The organism is Shewanella profunda, assembly GCF_023283765.1.
In the GTDB taxonomy this organism is placed as follows: domain Bacteria; phylum Pseudomonadota; class Gammaproteobacteria; order Enterobacterales; family Shewanellaceae; genus Shewanella; species Shewanella profunda.
This window is the reverse complement of the sequence record NZ_JAKILG010000002.1, coordinates 98,684-116,365: the sequence shown is the minus strand read 5'-3', so window position 1 is coordinate 116,365 and position 17,682 is coordinate 98,684. Positions and strand designations below refer to the sequence as shown.

At 45.3% G+C, this 17,682-nt stretch carries 16 protein-coding genes and 7 tRNA genes; 19 read left to right on the top strand and 4 right to left on the bottom strand.

The features are described 5' to 3' along the window. Positions 1 to 246: 246 nt before the first annotated feature. Entirely contained in the window at positions 247 to 1,671 is a 1,425-nt protein-coding gene (miaB, locus tag L2744_RS01580; RefSeq protein ID WP_248990396.1) for a tRNA (N6-isopentenyl adenosine(37)-C2)-methylthiotransferase MiaB, read from the bottom strand. 85 nt (positions 1,672 to 1,756) lie between these two features. Then, positions 1,757 to 2,116 (bottom strand): hypothetical protein, encoded by a 360-nt coding sequence (locus tag L2744_RS01575; RefSeq protein WP_248990395.1) that lies wholly within the window; start codon positions 2,114 to 2,116, stop codon positions 1,757 to 1,759. Between the two features lie 275 nt (positions 2,117 to 2,391). Here L2744_RS01575 and L2744_RS01570 point away from each other — a divergent pair, with 275 nt between their 5' ends. From L2744_RS01570 to L2744_RS01525, 10 genes are all read left to right on the top strand, one after another. Then, positions 2,392 to 3,639, top strand: coding sequence for an FAD-dependent monooxygenase (locus L2744_RS01570; RefSeq protein ID WP_248990394.1), 1,248 nt, complete (start codon positions 2,392 to 2,394; stop codon positions 3,637 to 3,639). Positions 3,640 to 3,794: 155 nt separating this feature from the next. Next, entirely contained in the window at positions 3,795 to 4,382 is a 588-nt protein-coding gene (pth, locus tag L2744_RS01565; protein ID WP_248990393.1) for an aminoacyl-tRNA hydrolase, read from the top strand. A gap of 135 nt (positions 4,383 to 4,517) precedes the next feature. Beyond that, on the top strand, positions 4,518 to 5,609 hold the full coding sequence (gene ychF / locus L2744_RS01560; RefSeq protein WP_248990392.1) for a redox-regulated ATPase YchF: 1,092 nt from the start codon (positions 4,518 to 4,520) through the stop codon (positions 5,607 to 5,609). Between the two features lie 208 nt (positions 5,610 to 5,817). Continuing rightward, positions 5,818 to 5,894, top strand: a tRNA-Met gene (locus tag L2744_RS01555). Positions 5,895 to 5,968: 74 nt separating this feature from the next. Next, positions 5,969 to 6,053: transfer RNA gene (locus L2744_RS01550), tRNA-Leu, on the top strand. Between the two features lie 61 nt (positions 6,054 to 6,114). Then, a tRNA-Gln gene (locus L2744_RS01545) sits at positions 6,115 to 6,189 on the top strand. Positions 6,190 to 6,210: 21 nt separating this feature from the next. After that, a tRNA-Gln gene (locus tag L2744_RS01540) sits at positions 6,211 to 6,285 on the top strand. Positions 6,286 to 6,287: 2 nt separating this feature from the next. Next, positions 6,288 to 6,364, top strand: a tRNA-Met gene (locus L2744_RS01535). An 83-nt stretch (positions 6,365 to 6,447) separates the two neighbouring features. Further along, a tRNA-Leu gene (locus tag L2744_RS01530) sits at positions 6,448 to 6,532 on the top strand. Positions 6,533 to 6,574: 42 nt separating this feature from the next. Then, positions 6,575 to 6,649: transfer RNA gene (locus tag L2744_RS01525), tRNA-Gln, on the top strand. A 184-nt stretch (positions 6,650 to 6,833) separates the two neighbouring features. Here the strand turns inward: L2744_RS01525 and L2744_RS01520 are convergent. Further along, complete coding sequence (locus L2744_RS01520; protein ID WP_248990486.1) at positions 6,834 to 7,514, bottom strand: Ivy family c-type lysozyme inhibitor; 681 nt, start codon at positions 7,512 to 7,514, stop codon at positions 6,834 to 6,836. Between the two features lie 424 nt (positions 7,515 to 7,938). On the opposite strand from L2744_RS01520, the gene L2744_RS01515 reads away from it, so the two are divergent. From L2744_RS01515 to secF, 7 genes are all read left to right on the top strand, one after another. Next, entirely contained in the window at positions 7,939 to 8,535 is a 597-nt protein-coding gene (locus tag L2744_RS01515) for a PepSY-associated TM helix domain-containing protein (protein WP_248990391.1), read from the top strand. A gap of 15 nt (positions 8,536 to 8,550) precedes the next feature. Continuing rightward, positions 8,551 to 9,063, top strand: coding sequence for a DUF2271 domain-containing protein (locus tag L2744_RS01510; protein ID WP_248990390.1), 513 nt, complete (start codon positions 8,551 to 8,553; stop codon positions 9,061 to 9,063). 36 nt (positions 9,064 to 9,099) lie between these two features. Beyond that, the gene (locus L2744_RS01505) at positions 9,100 to 9,918 is read left to right on the top strand and encodes a DUF4198 domain-containing protein (RefSeq protein ID WP_248990389.1); all 819 of its coding nucleotides are present in this window, start codon (positions 9,100 to 9,102) and stop codon (positions 9,916 to 9,918) included. Between the two features lie 286 nt (positions 9,919 to 10,204). Then, on the top strand, positions 10,205 to 10,681 hold the full coding sequence (gene greA / locus L2744_RS01500) for a transcription elongation factor GreA (RefSeq protein WP_248990388.1): 477 nt from the start codon (positions 10,205 to 10,207) through the stop codon (positions 10,679 to 10,681). A gap of 338 nt (positions 10,682 to 11,019) precedes the next feature. Continuing rightward, on the top strand, positions 11,020 to 11,571 hold the full coding sequence (locus L2744_RS01495; RefSeq protein WP_248990485.1) for a hypothetical protein: 552 nt from the start codon (positions 11,020 to 11,022) through the stop codon (positions 11,569 to 11,571). A gap of 220 nt (positions 11,572 to 11,791) precedes the next feature. Then, entirely contained in the window at positions 11,792 to 13,621 is a 1,830-nt protein-coding gene (gene secD / locus L2744_RS01490) for a protein translocase subunit SecD (protein ID WP_248990387.1), read from the top strand. A gap of 2 nt (positions 13,622 to 13,623) precedes the next feature. Then, positions 13,624 to 14,526 carry a protein translocase subunit SecF gene (secF, locus tag L2744_RS01485; RefSeq protein ID WP_248990386.1) on the top strand — a complete coding sequence of 301 codons (903 nt, stop codon included), beginning with the start codon at positions 13,624 to 13,626 and terminating at the stop codon, positions 14,524 to 14,526. A gap of 78 nt (positions 14,527 to 14,604) precedes the next feature. On the opposite strand, the gene yhbY is transcribed toward secF, so the two are convergent. Next, complete coding sequence (gene yhbY, locus L2744_RS01480; protein WP_248990385.1) at positions 14,605 to 14,904, bottom strand: ribosome assembly RNA-binding protein YhbY; 300 nt, start codon at positions 14,902 to 14,904, stop codon at positions 14,605 to 14,607. A 90-nt stretch (positions 14,905 to 14,994) separates the two neighbouring features. Here yhbY and rlmE point away from each other — a divergent pair, with 90 nt between their 5' ends. Next, positions 14,995 to 15,624, top strand: coding sequence for a 23S rRNA (uridine(2552)-2'-O)-methyltransferase RlmE (rlmE, locus tag L2744_RS01475; RefSeq protein ID WP_248990384.1), 630 nt, complete (start codon positions 14,995 to 14,997; stop codon positions 15,622 to 15,624). Between the two features lie 29 nt (positions 15,625 to 15,653). Next, entirely contained in the window at positions 15,654 to 17,621 is a 1,968-nt protein-coding gene (gene ftsH, locus L2744_RS01470; RefSeq protein ID WP_248990383.1) for an ATP-dependent zinc metalloprotease FtsH, read from the top strand. The last annotated feature ends 61 nt before the right edge of the window (positions 17,622 to 17,682 follow it).

Genomic DNA, 17,682 nt, shown 5'->3' with positions numbered 1-17,682 from the left:
ATAGCACTCCCAATAGCGAATAAGAAAGCAAGGTACGAGGTTGGTTAACCATCGCAAGATAATTTTAGTTTACGAGTCATAGCCGATAATTGCTAACGGAAAATAGCAATTGCCTCGGTAGACTTAAATAAAAGTGCGTGAAAGCAAAAGGGCGACTAAGTCGCCCTTCTTTATTATACCCAAGCTACCTGAATCCTGTATCTTCAGGTTGTTTGGGTATATGTACTGTTTAAGCCGATTTAATGCTTATGGCTTAAATTGAGTCACACCCAGTTCGTCATCTTGCTTGCGCTTGGCCAGAATTTCAGCAGGGCGCAGGCTACGACGCAGATCCATTTCATCTTCACCACGGATAAACTTACCGCGTAATGAGTTAGTGTAAACGTCGACGATTTCGACATCCACGAAAGTCCCAATGTGTTTTGGTTGACCTTCAAAGTTCACCACTCGGTTGTTTTCAGTACGGCCGCGCAGTTCCATTGGATTTTTCACCGAGGGGCCTTCGACCAGAATGCGTTGCACTGTGCCCATCATGTGGCGGCTGTAGCGCATAGCTTGCTGGGTGATACGGTCTTGCAGGATCGCCAGACGTTGTTTTTTCTCTTCCATATCGACGTTATCGGGTAAATCCGCCGCTGGCGTGCCCGGACGTGCGCTATAGATAAAGCTGAAGCTGTGGTCGAAACCGATTTCTTCAATCAATTTCATGGTGTCACTAAAGTCTTCTTTGGTTTCGCCTGGAAAGCCAATGATAAAGTCTGAGCTAATTTGGATCCCTTCACGGGCTTTACGCAGGCGGCGGATGATTGACTTATATTCAATCGCCATATGGCCGCGCTTCATCGCCGTGAGAATACGGTCAGAACCCGATTGCACAGGTAAGTGCAAGAAGCTCACAAGCTCAGGGGTATCTTGGTAAACGTCGATAATATCCTGTGTAAATTCAATCGGGTGACTGGTCGTGAAGCGGATACGATCGATACCGTCGATAGCTGCTACAAAACGCAGTAACTCTGCAAAGCTACAAATTGCGCCATCGTGAGTTGCACCGCGATAGGCATTCACATTTTGACCGAGCAGGTTGACTTCGCGCACACCTTGTTCAGCCAATTGGGCGATTTCAAGGATAATATCATCCAATGGACGGCTGACTTCTTCGCCGCGAGTATAAGGCACGACGCAGAATGAACAGTATTTGCTGCAACCTTCCATGATAGACACAAACGCAGTTGGCCCTTCGGCGCGGGGCTCTGGGAGGCTGTCGAATTTTTCGATTTCAGGGAAGCTGATATCAATAACCGCTTTGTCACCGCGGCGTACTTGTTCGATCATATCGGGCAAACGGTGCAAGGTTTGTGGACCAAAAATAATGTCGACACATTGGGCTCTGTCTTTAATGGCTTTACCTTCCTGTGAGGCAACGCAGCCGCCCACGCCAATAATCAAATTGGGATTTTTATCTTTAAGCGTCTTCCAGCGTCCTAGCTGATGAAACACTTTTTCCTGCGCTTTTTCGCGGATAGAACAAGTGTTGAGCAGGAGAATGTCGGCTTCAGACGCATCTTCAGTCAAGGTGTAACCTTGATATTCGCCTAACAGATCAGCCATCTTGGATGAGTCATACTCATTCATTTGACAGCCCCAAGTTTTAATATGGAGTTTCTTACTCATCAGTTGTGTCGCCCTAAGATGCCCAGTAAAAATAGCGCGACATTTTACCTGCTGTTATGGCTGCTGACCAGCTTTGTCCACACTTTTACCTGTTGGCTTTTGCCAAGGGCGATACCCATACAAATGTTAGGTTTTTATTGTTCGGCTGCACTTGGGCGAGATTAAGATTGTTAACATGATGAGCTTTAGCCATTTCCAACAAACTATTGCGTGCTTGAATGCCTATGTCTTCACGGATTTCGAATCGAAATGCGCTCAACATTTCCGTGGTATCTTGATATAAGGCATAATCGAGCGGGTCACGATAGGTCACAGTAATAGTTTCAATGTTTGGGTTCGCGGCTGCAGTAGCAGCGATGGCTTGTCCTAGTGGTGCTATGCCGAATGTAAGTGCGCTGCAAATCAATAAGCTACTGGTCATTGGTAACAGAGTCAGTGTTTTCATAACATCCTCGCTAATGTATACGGTGGCGTTAATTGAGTGTAGTCAGTGTTGAAACGGGTAAATGTTGTCTTTGTAAGCAACTATGAGCAGATGGGGTTATAGCAACATTTGCTCACGTTTGAGCGCCAATAAACATGCTTTTGATACAAAGTTCGTGGATGTCCCAGCGTATAACTTGGCTTGATGCCATATGGGTAAAATAGATGGCGCATAGATAGTTTGTGAGGATGTCACTTGGGCAGAAATAAAGAAGGGAATATAAGGTGGTCACTAAGATGAGCCAGATTGAAGAGACAAATGCACAGATGACATCCGATGCCACTCATGTTGACGTCACAGATCCTGACGTCACTGGGTTCGATATCATTTTAGTGGGTGGCGGTATGGTTGGTGCGGCTACGGCTATTGGACTTGCTCAAATGGGCCTGAAAGTCGCGGTCATAGAATCCTTTGTGCCTGAGGCTTACCATGTCGAACAGCCGTTAGATGTGCGAGTCTCGGCTATTAGTGCTGCCTCCGAAACCCTACTTAATCGCTTAGGCGCAATGGACGCTCTGCTTAAGATGCGTAATGTGCCTTATCTTGGCTTAGAAACCTGGGAACTGGATGGCTGCATTACCCAATTCCACAGTTCGCAAATTGGCGCCAGCCATTTAGGCCATATTGTTGAAAACCGTTTAATCCAGCTTGCCCTCTGGCAACAGATGGCACAATTGGATGGCATCACTTTATATTGTCCAGATAAAGTGGCGGCGTTTGCCCGTGGATCTGACGGCGTGAGTGTGTGCTTACAATCGAGTATTAAACTTGTGGCTAAGTTGTTGATTGGGGCCGATGGTGCAAACTCACAGGTACGCCAGTGGGCGGGAATTGGTATTTCAGGTTGGGATTATGCTCAATCGGCCATGCTGATCAATATAAAAACCGCACAGGGGCAACAGGATGTCACTTGGCAGCAGTTTACACCTAAAGGGCCGCGTTCTCTCTTACCCTTACCGGGTCATCATGCATCCTTAGTTTGGTACGACGATGCCAATCGCATCAAACAGCTAATGCAACTTAATCATAAACAGCTTGCAGAGCAGATAAGAGTGCATTTCCCCGCGCGTTTGGACGCTGATTTCACCGTTGAGAATAAAGGCAGTTTTGGCTTAACTCGTCGCCATGCACAGCGCTATTACGCCAATAATGTGGTGATTTTAGGGGATGCCGCCCACACCATTAACCCGCTTGCGGGTCAAGGAGTCAACCTTGGGTTTAAGGATGTTGAAGCGTTTTTAGGGGTAATAAAAGAGGCATTAGCCCAAGATAAACCTTGGTGGACCAAAGAGGTTTTGGCTCAATATCAACGTAAGCGTTACCGCGATAACCAATTAATGATGACGACCATGGATATGTTTTACGCAGGATTTAGTAACGATATTTTGCCGCTTAAACTGCTACGTAATGGTGCACTAAAGCTTGCGAACGTTAATTCCCCCATCAAGAAAGTCGTACTTAAATACGCTATGGGGCTTAATTAATTCTTAGCCTACTTGATTTCTCTCCTTGCAAAATGACGCGGCATTTGTTGACTTTGGCTTTGAGTGCTAAAATGCCGCGTTTTTAGCAGATAGGGTCAGCACTCGGATGGTATTTTTCGCTGACCGCCATCGACAAAATAACGATATTGAGTGTCATGAGCGAAATAAAATTAATAGTGGGTCTTGCTAATCCTGGAACCGAATATGCGCAGACTCGCCATAATGCGGGTGCTTGGTATGTACAGGAGTTGGCTCGAATTTGCGGTGTGACATTAGTACCTGACAGCAAATACTTTGGCTTAACAGCCAGAGTGGTATTACAGGGTAAAGATGTACGCTTGTTGATCCCAACGACTTATATGAACTTAAGTGGTAAAGCCGTAGGCGCATTGGCAAATTTTTTTCGTATCACCCCTGAAGAGATTTTAGTCGCGCACGATGAGCTTGATATGCCGCCAGGTGTCGCTAAATTTAAGCTCGGTGGCGGCCATGGTGGTCACAATGGTTTAAAGGATATTATTGCCAAATTGGCTAACGATAAAAATTTTTATCGTTTACGCATAGGTATTGGTCACCCCGGCGATAAAAACCAAGTCAGTGGTTACGTACTAGGTAAAGCACCAGCGAAAGAGCAAGAGCTTATTGATGCCGCTATTGATGAAGCGGTACGTTCAACTGAGATTTTATATAAAGAAAACATGGCTAAAGCCATGACCAGATTACACTCCTTTAAAGCGGAGTAGGGTTTCGCTAGGCGAAATGCCGAATGTTATCTATGACAGTTCTATAATTCAGTAATGTGTTGCCGTTTGGTTGCACAACTAAAACTCGCTGGTGAGTGTGACTTGCTAGCCAATAATTGAGAGAAAGGTAAGCATATGGGTTTTAAATGCGGCATTGTTGGTCTTCCTAACGTAGGTAAATCAACGCTTTTTAATGCGTTAACTAAGGCTGGCATCGAAGCGGCTAACTTCCCGTTTTGTACCATTGAACCTAACACAGGTGTTGTACCTGTGCCGGATCCGCGTCTGGATGCGTTAGCTGCGATTGTGAATCCACAACGTGTACTGCCAACAACCATGGAATTCGTGGATATCGCTGGCTTAGTTGCTGGCGCATCTAAAGGCGAAGGTTTAGGTAACAAGTTCCTTGCCAACATCCGTGAAACCGATGCGATTGGTCATGTTGTGCGCTGTTTCGATGATGACAATATTGTTCACGTGGCCAACAAGGTTGATCCTGCTGGCGATATCGAAGTGATCAACACCGAATTAGCCTTGGCTGACTTAGACAGTTTAGAGCGTGCCGTGTTGCGCCAACAAAAACGGGCTAAGGGTGGCGATAAAGACGCTAAGTTTGAAGTGGAAGTATTAGAAAAAATGCGTCCAGTTTTAGATGAAGCGAAAATGCTGCGTTCAATGGATTTATCAAAAGAAGAACTGGAAGCCGTTGCTTACCTTAACTTCTTAACCTTAAAACCGACAATGTACATTGCCAACGTTGCGGAAGACGGTTTTGAAAATAACCCACATTTAGATGCCGTTCGCGCCATTGCTGCTACAGAAAACGCCATCGTTGTTGCCGTGTGTGCGGCGATTGAATCTGAACTGGCCGAGATGGAAATCGAAGATCGTGACGAGTTTATGGCGGATCTGGGTATCGAAGAACCCGGTCTTGATCGCGTTATTCGTGCGGGTTATGAATTACTGAATCTGCAAACTTACTTTACCGCTGGCGTAAAAGAAGTGCGCGCTTGGACTGTCCCTGTGGGCGCGAGTGCTCCACAAGCGGCGGGTGTCATCCACACTGATTTTGAACGTGGGTTTATCCGTGCGCAGGTGATGGCGTTTGAAGATTTCATCACCTATAAAGGTGAAGCTGGCGCTAAAGAGGCGGGTAAACTACGCGTAGAAGGTAAAACTTATATCGTGAAAGATGGCGATGTAATGCATTTCTTGTTTAACGTATAAGCACTGTTATTCAAGGGCTAAGCATTCGTAAGTTAGGCTAAATAAGAGCAATAGGGCGCAATTTAGCGTATCTGTTGCTCAGTTTGGTGAAGTAATAGCCGAATAGCTTAAGCTAAGGGAAATAGCGAAAAAAAGCTGTTGACCTAGATACATCGAATAAGCATAATACGCCCCGTTCCTCGCTACGAGGGGCGCGCAATACTGAAGTGGCAATGTAGCTCAGCTGGTTAGAGCACAGCACTCATAATGCTGGGGTCGCAGGTTCAAGTCCCGCCATTGCTACCATCTTATAAAGATGAAAACTCGTTATTGTTCTAGCGATTTGCTAGCATCTCTTCAGGATGTAAACTTGAGACTGTGCGGGAATGGTGAAATTGGTAGACACGCCAGATTTAGGTTCTGGTGCCGCAAGGTGTGAGAGTTCAAGTCTCTCTTCCCGTACCATTATTTTAAAGCATGAGTTTAGAAGCATCTGCATCTGTGGGTGTTTGAAACAAATTGTAGTTGGGGTATCGCCAAGTGGTAAGGCACCGGGTTTTGATCTCGGCATCCCTAGGTTCGAATCCTAGTACCCCAGCCATTTTTCAGTTTCCAAGTTGTTTGGGGTATCGCCAAGCGGTAAGGCACCGGGTTTTGATCTCGGCATCCCTAGGTTCGAATCCTAGTACCCCAGCCATTGGCAATGTAGCTCAGCTGGTTAGAGCACAGCACTCATAATGCTGGGGTCGCAGGTTCAAGTCCCGCCATTGCTACCATATTTAAATCCACGTTAAATCATTTGATTTATCTGGGCAAAATCCAGAGCTGTTTGTATGAGCATTTCTGGTACATTTTTGATGCGGGAATGGTGAAATTGGTAGACACGCCAGATTTAGGTTCTGGTGCCGCAAGGTGTGAGAGTTCAAGTCTCTCTTCCCGTACCATCAAAATGTCATCTTCGAGTGAAGATAAAAGTAAAAGTTTATTGGGGTATCGCCAAGTGGTAAGGCACCGGGTTTTGATCTCGGCATCCCTAGGTTCGAATCCTAGTACCCCAGCCATAGTTAAAAAGCCCGTCCTAGGACGGGCTTTTTGCTTTCTGATTTTCAATATTTCCTAACTCTGTATAATAATATTTTATAAAATTCAGTAGATTAACTGGATGTTAAGTGGAAGTTTTAAAAATAAGAAGCAGTGTTGAATAAACCTCAGTGGCCGATAAATAGGCCACTGAGGTTGTTTGATTTACTGTTTTTTAACTTCAGGTATAACAGGTGGTGTTATTTCTGCTGGAACGATTGGAGCGGTTATAGTGGTGGCAGCTTCTGTTACAGGGGTTGTAATGACTGCGTTTTGAGCGGCCTTAACATCGCCAGTGGCTAAGGCTTTGGCTGCATCAAGTTCAGTAGGGCTCACACCTAGTTGCTGTTGTACTTGATTTGCGCCTGCTTCAAGGGCTTTTTGTTTTAGCTTTTGAGGATCCGTATAGTCGGCTAATTCCTTCGGCCAGCTTGGGATCACTTTTTCCGCTTGGTTATTCAATTGTTCGGCAATCACTAAGGGCGCTCCGCCCGTCATCAACATTACAGCCATTTGGTTTGTATCTGAGTTCCATACTAGCCCCGCTTTCTCTGCCATCAGTGGCACGGGAGTATAGCTAGAGACTAAGTAGAATAATGGGCCTTCCTGTTGGATTTTGTCAGCGGTTTTTAACAGCGACAAGGTCGTATCGTAATTATCACCCAACAATGCCTTCATACGATCCTTAATCAAAGGCTGCTCAAACAACCCCACATCATTCGGGTTTAAACCGACAAGGGGTTTAAGCAAGGCCCACATTAGTTGACCTTGAGGTGACATTAATAACAGGGGAGCGACACAGGCATTAAGCATAAGTGCGAGCAAAACAATCTGTAGGCAACGCATTTTTTTGAGCAGAGATGTACTCAAGATGAATTTTCCTTTGGAAGTACCAGCAGTCACTGGCGGCGGGATTGTAGCTGATTCTGATTTGGTAAACGAGAGGTGATAAAGGTAAATTTTAACATTTTTAAACGGTCAAAATATTGATTTTATAATTATGCACGCAGTGCATATTCACAGGTGTTGCAGGAAGAAAGAGCAAGTTTGATTTGATTTATTTTGAACGATTAAATCGACTTACCTTGAAAAGGTTAGTTTTTAGTACTCAGTATGTAAAGTTTGTAAACTTGATACTGTTTGATAATAAATATCATTTAATCTTCAGGCCATTAATTTGGGTTAACGCAATCGTAAATCGCGTTGCAGTAATAAAGGCTGATATTGAAGTTTTTAGGTTCAATAGTGGTCTCTTTTAGAGAATGTCTCATTGAAATTTAAAGTCAGTAAGTCGTCGTTATCCTATGCCCGTATTATCCATGTTTATGTTTCTATGGCGCTGTTATTGCTGATGCTGTTTTTTGCGGTAACAGGGATAACATTAAATCATCCTAATTGGTTTTCAGGGGCAGATCAGGAGCCTTTGCGCGAGCAGGTTGCTATTCCTAGTTATTTACTCCCTGTCGATACTCAAGATCCGCAGTGGCGCTTAGCCGCAGGACATTGGCTAAAAAGTGAATGGGCGATGGATATCGCGAGTGCCGATATTGATGAAGATGAAATTAGTCTCGTCAGCAAAGGCCCTGGAACTTACCGAAGTGTGACACTGGATTTGCTTGACGCAAAAGCCTATGTCGAAAGCCTAGATTACGGTGTTGTTGCCGTACTCAATGATTTACATAAGGGACGAAACACGGGCATTGCTTGGGCTTGGATACTCGATCTGAGTGCAGTGCTTATTATTTTGTTTTCGCTTACTGGGGCTTATCTTTTACTCCCCCAAACAAAGCGGCTTAAAAAGTCTTTGTTATACATGCTGTTAGTCAGCAGTAGTTGCGGGGTCGTGTATTTTTATTTTGTTCCATAAGGAGTGTAGACGAGTATGCGTCATCTTATTCGTTCCATCGCAGTCAGTACCATCCTAGTTAGCTCAGCAGCATTTGCTGCGCCGAAAATGACAGTCGATTTGACTTTACCTGAAATTACCGAAGGCCAATACCATAGACCCTATGTGGCTGTATGGGTTGAAAACCCGCAGGGGCAACCCGTTAAGACGTTAAGTCTATGGGTGTGGAATGAAGGCTATAAATGGCTAAAAGATATCCGCCGTTGGTGGCGTAAAGCAGGCCGTGAAGATATGAGCTTTGTAGATGGTATTGCGTCAGCTACCCGTCCAGCAGGCCGATACAAAATTGATTGGGATCTCAAAGATGACGCTGGCAAATCCGTAGAGCTTGGTACTTACACACTGTTTGTTGAAGTGGTGCGTGAGCATGGTGGACGCGACTTAGTGCGTCACAATATTGATTTGAACGCGGGGGACTTTTCTGTACAGATCCCCGCAACAACTGAAACCGGCATTATCGATATCCGCTTAAGCGGCATGGCTCGCTAAGCTCGCCATAGTTGATCGTTTAACTTAAGGAAAAATATGAAATTACGTCTGATTGCATTATTCACCTCGCTCTGTATTAGCCCTTTGGCAAGCAGCCATGACAGATGGATTTTACCTAGCCATTTTAATGTTTCCGCCGAAAGCCAAGAGGCCGTGTGGATTACCTCCGATGTATCGGCCAGTAACCAAGTTTTTATGATGGATAAACCTTATACCGCCAGTGATGTGCGTGTGTTGCAGCCAAATGGAAAATCAAGCTCTCCAAGTTCAAGTTACACAGGCGGACGTAAGTCGGTATTTGATGTACAACTGACGCAAGATGGAACCTATAAGTTTGAAAAAGAAGTTTCGCCCCGCTATTTTTCTCAGTATAAAGTTAAAGGAAAAGAAGGGGTTGTACGCAGTCGCATGGACAAGAAAGCCACAGCTGCTGCTATGCCAAAGGGTGCCTATGAACTTGAAAGTTCTTTAAATGTATCACGGGTTGAAACCTACGTAACACGTAATAAACCAACTGAAGACGTGTTAAAGCCTAAGGGTGAATATTTAGAGCTAGTGCCAGTAACCCATCCTGCAGATATCGTTGAGAATGAAGCTGCTACCTTGCAATTTGTTTTCGACGGTAAGCCTGTTGAAGGTGTTAAAGTGGCAATTATGAAAGACGGTAGCCTATATCGTAACAAACCAGAGGAAATAGAACTCTCCTCAGATAAAGACGGTAAAGTTTCAATGACCTTACCCTCAGCTGGACGTTATCTTTTGCATGCGGCTATTGAGCGCCCTAATTCAGATAAATCCCTTGCCGATAAAACGGTTAGCGAAATATTTTTAACCTTCGAGGCGGGGCTCGAGTAAGTATTTGAGGTTTCAATTTTAAGTATTTATGCCCACTCTCCCAATGGCGAGTGGGCATTTTTATTGCCATTTCATACTAAAATTTGTGCGAAACTTCCCTAGGTATACAGATTTGAATTTCAATGCTGGTAACTCTGCTTAAGGTTGGGTAAGCTGCGTGAACGCATCGTTCTTGATGCATCAAAAGCGCATAACGATTAGAATAGCGCAATTCCACCCCCATTTGACTGTGTTGACCCTAGCGTCGGCACGGGTTGCTTTTGTTTTAAAGGAGACGAAAGAAGTTATGACTAAGGTTCCTATGACAGTTGTCGGTGCAGAGCAGCTGCGTAAAGAGTTAGATATTCTCAAGTTTGAGCGTCGCCCAAAAATCACTGAAGCGATTGCCTCAGCCAGAGAATTAGGTGATCTAAAAGAAAACGCGGAATACCATGCTGCCCGTGAAGATCAGGGTATTTGTGAAGCTCGTATTCGAGATATTGAGGGTAAACTCTCTAATGCGCAGATTATCGATGTGACTAAGATGGTGAACAACGGTCGAATTATCTTTGGTACGACTGTGACTATTTTAAATCTCGATACCGATGCCGAAGTGACCTATCGTATCGTAGGTGATGACGAAGCCAATATTAAAGAGAATCTGATTTCGGTTAATTCACCTATTGCCCGCGGTCTCGTGGGTAAAAATGAAGGTGATGAGGTGTCTATTACTACGCCTGGTGGCATGACAGATTACGAAATTATCTCGGTACAGTATTTATAATCTGCTTATATACTTTGCTTATAGTGTCATGAGTGTGACTCGTGATATATCCAAAACCGCCTTAGGGCGGTTTTTTGTTGTCCATTAGCTGCGTTTTAGCTCTTGCTTAGAGATTAAGTTTCGCGCTTGGGCTAAGGATGGAGCTCGCATTTAAATAAGATGGACAAAGATTAATTTGTCTCTTTATATACTTTTACCTAAGCTGCAAATCTAGTGAAACATTGTGTGTTGTTGATTTTGCGTGATATCCACAGCCTAGACCTACCATTAAGTATGAATGGTTTATTTTTAGTTTTATAAGAGGGCACGCTTTGGTAAAACATTGGCGTACGGGATTGATGTTAGTTTGCGTGGCGATCATGTTGATCGCGCACTCGGCTAGCTATACGCCGAAAACCTATGTGCAGCGCAGTGAAGCAACTCACCAGCATGTTCAGATGCATAATCTTGATGCTTCAACACCCGATGTAAAACAAAATGCGGTTCCTCATAGCCCGCCAGATGTCGACTCTACAGCCGAGTCTAAGGCGCAAGCCGTTGAAAGCTGCAATTCATTGAATAGTAATGATACCAATCTAGTCCGTTCAGACTCAGCATCTCAGCCAATGCCTTGTCCGAGTTCCGATTATGTGAGCCATTCGGACGACTTAGATTTTGCCCCGATAAATTCACCGCGATTTATCAGTCTTGCCCAGCACGATGTGCGTGAGGTGAAACCTGTTTACTTACTCGCAATGGACTTTACAGCCGAGCCTACGCCAAATGTAGTGGAATCGACCGTTCTTGATATCAACTCAGACTGGACGCTTTCAGCTGTATCTTCCCCCGCCCGCATTTCGGGTTGGAAGGTCTCCAATCTTCAATATCGATTCAGCCAACAAGCCGCTTAACTCGCCTATTTAGGTGTGGCGTTGATAGGAGTCCGCTCTCGTCGATGTTTCATGCCGTGGTCTTTTTGTTCTCACCGAACCCTTTTTTATCACGGTTTACTCGCTGTGATGACTTGAGTCCATCTAGCTTAGCTTGCTGGCGCTCAATGGGGCTTCGGACTGATATCAATATGTTCGCCTAGCTATTTTAATGCTAGACGATAAATCGCGAGTTAATCCCATGGAAAGAAAACCCAATCAACGGCTGCTAAATCACTACTCGGCCTGGAAATATGTAGTTTTAATTGCCACTCTAATTGTGATGTTATTCAGTGCATTGCCGACTTGGTATGGCGAGGATGCGGCGGTGCAAGTCGGCGCTAAGGCGGGTTTAACACTCACACCTATTGCCCTTCGAGATAAGCTACAAGCTGAGGGTGTGACGGTAAAACGCATCGACCAAAAAAATGGCGAAACCCTGATCGTCCTCGATGAGGATAGTCAACAGACCTTAGTTAAAACCTTACTATCTTCTATGGTCACTGAGCCAAAAGAGTTGACCTTGTCCCTTGCCAGTGCGGCACCCAACTGGTTGCAAAGCTTAGGTTTCCAGCCGATTAAACTCGGGCTTGATTTACGCGGTGGCGTCCAATTTTTATTGGATGTTGATATTGAACCCGTATACCAAACTCAGGCCGATACTTTAGTTGAATCACTAAGGCAGTTTTTCCGTGAACATGAAATTCGTGGCGCAAGTGCACGTGTTAGTGCAGCCAGTGTCGATCAAACGAGTCAACTTTATCTCAGTTTGCCCGATAACGATGCGCGTGCTGCGGTGCGGCAGTTTATGAAAGAAACCTATCCTTCATGGCAAGTTACGAATGCCGATAGCGCAAATTTGCAGGCTAAATTGAGTTTAGAGGAACAAACAAAGCTGCGTAATTTGACCGTGCAACAAAACCTGCAAATTATGCGTAGTCGTATCGAAGAGTTAGGGATCACTGAAGCTTTGGTACAGCGTCAGGGGGAACACCGCATCCGTATTGAATTGCCCGGCGTTCAAGATCCAGCAGCTGCAAAAAATGTGATTGGGGCTACGGCGAGTTTGGCCTTCTTCGAGGTGAAAGAGTCTGGCTCTGTGAATGCCATGGTGCTCAACGATAAGTCAGGTAATCCGATTTATGTTAGCCGAATGCCAGTGCTGGGCGGCGATCATATTGTCGATGCGAGGGCAAGCATTGGCGAAATGGGCATGGCCGAGGTGAATATTAATCTCGACCGCGTCGGCGGCCAGAAAATGTCTGAGTTTTCTCGCAGTAAGATAGGTAAGCCTATGGCGACTTCTTACAGTGAATATAGCCGTGATGAACAAGGCAAGGCCAAACAAACCCAAGAGATTATCAGTGTTGCAACCATTCAGTCTCAGCTTGGCGATCGTTTCCGTATTACGGGTGCGGGCACCTATCAAGAAGCGCAGCAGTTAGCGTTACTACTCAGAGCTGGATCAATGACAGCGCCAGTCACCATTGTGGAAGAGCGCACCATTGGCCCGACTCTTGGCGCTGAAAATATTGAAAACGGCTTTGCTGCGCTCGGTTTAGGCATGGGAATTACCTTGTTGTTTATGGCGCTTTGGTATCGCCGTCTCGGTTGGGTGGCAAACATTGCACTGATTAGCAATATGGTGATTTTATTTGGTTTGCTCGCGCTTATCCCCGGCGCCGTGTTGACTCTACCCGGTATTGCAGGACTTGTATTAACCGTTGGTATGGCGGTTGATACTAACGTGCTGATTTTCGAGCGGATAAAAGATAAGCTAAAAGAAGGTCGCAGTTTTGCGCTGGCGATTGATACTGGCTTTGATAGCGCATTTTCTACTATTTTCGACGCTAACTTTACCACTATGATCACTGCCGTTGTGCTTTATTCCATCGGTAATGGCCCAATCCAAGGCTTTGCCTTGACCTTAGGCTTAGGCCTGTTGACCAGCATGTTTACCGGTATTTTTGCCTCAAGATCCCTGATTAACCTCGTTTATGGACGTGATGCTAGTCGTCATGTGAAGGTGTAACTATGAAAAATATCAACTTAAGTAAATGGCGTTATGTCTCGAGTGCTATCTCAATTTTATTGATGTTAGCGTCATTAACTATCATTGGCGTGAAGGGTTTTAACTGGGGCTTAGATTTTACCGGTGGGGTGGTCACTGAAGTTCAGCTCGATAAAAAAATCACCAGCAGTGAGTTACAACCTTTACTTAATACTGCTTATCATCAAGAAGTGAATGTTATTTCCGCGAGCGAGCCGGGGTGTTGGGTGTTGCGCTATTCCGATATAAAGAGTGCCGATACGGAGCCAAGTGCAACTGATATTAAGCAGGTTTTAGCGCCACTGAGTTCAGAGGTACAAGTGCTTAATAGCAGTATTGTGGGCCCGCAGGTCGGTCAAGAGTTGGCGGAGCAGGGCGGCTTGGCACTTTTAGTGGCTATGGTGTGTATCCTTGGCTATTTAAGTTATCGCTTCGAATGGCGACTCGCATCTGGCGCCCTATTCGCGTTAGTGCATGACGTAGTATTCGTGCTGGCATTTTTCGCGTTGACTCAAATGGAATTTAATTTAACTGTGCTCGCGGCTGTGTTGGCGATTTTAGGATATTCCCTAAATGATTCGATCATCATCGCTGACCGCATCCGTGAGTTATTAATTGCTAAGCCTAAGCTGGCTATTCAAGAAATCAATAATCAAGCGATTGTCGCGACCTTCTCTCGCACTATGGTGACTTCCGGGACAACCTTAATGACGGTCGGTGCACTGTGGATCATGGGTGGTGGGCCGTTGGAAGGATTCTCGATTGCGATGTTTATCGGTATCTTAACCGGCACGTTCTCATCTATTTCTGTTGGCACCTCATTACCAGAACTTTTAGGCTTATCGCCAGAGCATTACAAGGTTCAAGTTATCTCAGATACACCCTGATAGCTCAACGTAAAGCGAAAACAAGGAGGCCACTCAATTGAGTGGCCTCCTTGTTAACACAATAAAAATCAAGAAAAATTACTTTGCCTTTGGCAGAGCAATCTTCATTTCTGGCGATTGACGATAAATCACCAGAATATGACCAATAAGTTGCACTTTTGCGGATTGAGTTTCACGTACTATGGCATCAACGATGGCATTTTTTAGCTCTCTGTCGGCAGAGGCTACTTTCACTTTAATCAGTTCATGATAAGCGAGTGCGCTTTCAATTTCAGCGAGTACACCTTCAGTCAATCCATTGGCACCAAGCAGCACCACTGGCTTTAGCGCATGCGCCAGACCTTTTAAATGCTGTTTTTGTTTGGTTGTTAAGTTCATTTCTACCAACTTTTGCTGAGTTACTGTTGAAAAACGGCTATTCTACCCTTATATAGCCTTTGTGTAACTCTCAATTGTTGCGGATTTTAAATGTCAGGTAAAAAACGTACGGCCAGTTCCAATCGCTGGATGCTGGAACACTTTGATGATCATTATGTCAAACTAGCACAGAAACGGGGATTGCGTTCTCGCGCTGCGTTTAAGCTTGAAGAGCTTCAACAAAAGGATCAACTTATTCGCCCAAGTATGACTGTGGTTGACCTAGGGGCCGCCCCTGGGGGCTGGTCACAGGTGGCGGTTAAGTTGGTTGGAGATAAAGGCAAGGTCATCGCCTGTGACATTTTGCCTATGGATCCCATCGTTGGGGTAGACTTTTTGCAGGGGGATTTTCGTGAAGATAAAGTCCTCCAAGCATTGCTTACCCGAGTTGGTGAGGATAAGGTTGACGTTGTGTTGTCAGACATGGCACCCAACATGAGTGGTTCAGACGGTGTCGATCAGCCGCGCGCTATGTATTTAGTGGAATTGGCATTAGATATGTGTCATCAAGTATTGGCACCTAATGGTAGTTTTGCTGTGAAAGTCTTTCAGGGGGAGGGCTTTGACGAATATATGAAAGCGGTTAAAGAAGCGTTCAAAGTAGTTAAAACACGTAAACCGGACTCTTCTCGGGCGCGTTCCCGGGAAGTCTATCTTGTGGCGACTGGGTACAAGTTGTAGTAACCTAGCGTTAATCATCGCAAGACTTAATGAGGTCTAGTAATTTGAGTGACATGGCAAAAAATCTAATACTCTGGGTTGTCATCGCCGTTGTGCTGATGTCAGTGTTTCAGGGTTACTCCCCCTCTTCTTCGTCATCGCAGAAGATGGATTATTCTACCTTCTTAGACAATGTTCGTGATGGACAAGTCGCTACGGTCGAAGTAAAAAGCGACCAACGTACTATCGAAGGTTCTAAACGAACTGGTGAAAAATTCACTACTATTATGCCGTTATATGACCAAGATTTAATTAATGATCTTGATCGTAAAGGTATCACTATGAAGGGCCAAGAAGCCGAAGAGTCAGGGTTCCTAACCCAAATCTTCATCTCTTGGTTCCCGATGTTATTGCTTATCGGGGTATGGATTTTCTTCATGCGCCAAATGCAAGGCGGCGGTGGCAAAGGCGCAATGTCCTTTGGTAAGAGCAAAGCCAAGCTGATGAGCGAAGATCAGATTAAAACCACTTTCGCCGATGTTGCTGGTTGTGACGAAGCAAAAGAAGAAGTGAAAGAGCTGGTTGATTATCTGCGTGACCCCACTAAATTCCAAAAATTGGGTGGCCGAATTCCAACGGGCGTGCTGATGGTAGGCCCACCTGGTACGGGTAAAACCTTGCTGGCGAAAGCCATTGCGGGTGAATCTAAGGTGCCTTTCTTCACTATTTCGGGTTCGGATTTCGTGGAAATGTTTGTTGGTGTCGGTGCATCCCGTGTGCGTGACATGTTCGAACAAGCGAAAAAGTCGGCACCTTGTATCATCTTTATCGATGAAATCGATGCGGTCGGTCGTCAGCGTGGCGCGGGTTTAGGTGGTGGTCACGATGAACGTGAGCAAACACTGAACCAAATGCTGGTTGAGATGGACGGCTTCGAAGGTAATGAAGGCGTTATCGTTATCGCGGCAACTAACCGTCCAGACGTACTCGATTCTGCGTTATTACGTCCAGGTCGTTTTGACCGTCAAGTGGTTGTTGGCTTACCCGATGTTCGTGGTCGTGAGCAGATTTTGAAAGTGCATATGCGTAAAGTGCCGCTTTCTGATGATGTAAAGGCGAGCGTGATTGCCCGTGGTACGCCAGGTTTCTCTGGTGCTGATTTAGCTAACTTAGTGAACGAAGCGGCACTGTTTGCGGCTCGCGGAAATCGCCGAGTTGTAGGTATGGAAGAATTTGAGCGTGCGAAAGATAAAATCATGATGGGTGCTGAGCGCCGTTCTATGGTGATGTCTGAAGCTGAAAAAGAAATGACCGCATACCACGAAGCGGGCCATGCGATAGTGGGTTGTTTAGTGCCAGAGCACGATCCTGTGCACAAGGTGACTATTATTCCTCGCGGCCGTGCTCTAGGTGTGACTTTCTTCTTACCCGAAGCTGACTCGGTAAGTCAAAGCCGTCGTAAATTAGAAAGCCAAATTTCAGTGGCTTACGGTGGACGCTTAGCCGAAGAGATTATCTACGGTACTGAAAAAGTATCAACTGGTGCATCGCAGGACATCAAATACGCGACATCTATTGCGCGTAACATGGTGACTCAGTGGGGCTTCTCGGACAAGCTAGGTCCCTTGCTGTATGCCGAAGAAGACGGTGAAGTTTTCTTAGGTCGCAGTATGGGTAAAGCGAAAGCCATGTCCGATGAAACGGCCACCATTATCGATGCCGAAGTGAAAGTCTTTATCGACAAAAACTATGCTAGGGCGAGACAGATATTGACGGATAATCTCGATATTCTGCATTCGATGAAAGAAGCTTTAATGAAGTATGAAACCATTGATTCACTGCAAATTGATGATTTAATGAATCGCCGTGAAGTCCGTCAACCTGCCGATTGGCAAGTGGATGACAATGGTTCAAACGACAAAGGCAACGGTCATAGTGAGCCAGAGGCTAAACCCGAAGAAGCGGTTAAACCGGTTGAGCCAGAAATTAAAGGCGCTGATGAATCACCCGCTAAGTAATGATGTTTAATTGAAAGAAAACCCCGTAAAGGGGTTTTCTTGTTTTACTTTGCTAGAAATT